Origin of the sequence: Streptomyces sp. WM6386, assembly GCF_000972385.1 — a bacterium.
Classification (GTDB): Bacteria; Actinomycetota; Actinomycetes; order Streptomycetales; family Streptomycetaceae; genus Streptomyces.
Genome location: NZ_JXTE01000491.1, coordinates 1 through 451 on the forward strand (window position 1 = coordinate 1; position 451 = coordinate 451).

The following is a 451-nucleotide window of genomic DNA, read 5'->3' on the forward strand; positions in this document are numbered from 1 at the left end:
CGGAACAAAGCGGCCTTTGCTTCGGGTTCATGGCCAGCCGCGACGGCCAGCGGCCCGGAAGCCGAGGTGAGGGCGATCTCCTTCACCGGACCTTCGAAGGTCCGGTTCGACACGCTCGTCGGGGCCATGCTGTGGATGTGGAGGAAGCCGGAGGTCTGGCCGCTAGGTCCGCCGAGTGCGAGCCGTTGTCCGTCGCGTGAGAACGCGAGGCCGGTCAGTGGGGCTGTCGCCTGCTCCCACACGGTGGTGCCAAGCAGGGAGTTCACGACCTTTACACCGCCGCCGGAGGCGATCGCGATCTCCGGGAGGACGGGATTGAACTTCACCCGGGCCGAGGCACTGATGGGGGTCGAGAAGCGCCTCCCGCCGTCAGCCAGGTCCCACAGGACCATCGTCTGGGGACCGACTCCGAGCAGCCGTCGGCCACCGTTGCTGAGGACCATCACCGCTG

Annotated in this window: 1 protein-coding gene; it reads right to left on the reverse strand. The window is 67.8% G+C overall.

Annotated features, from left to right (window positions below):
- The coding region (locus tag TN53_RS42385) for a hypothetical protein (RefSeq protein WP_159038291.1) at positions 1-392 on the reverse strand (392 nt) is incomplete at its 3' end.
- Positions 393-451 lie beyond the last annotated feature (59 nt).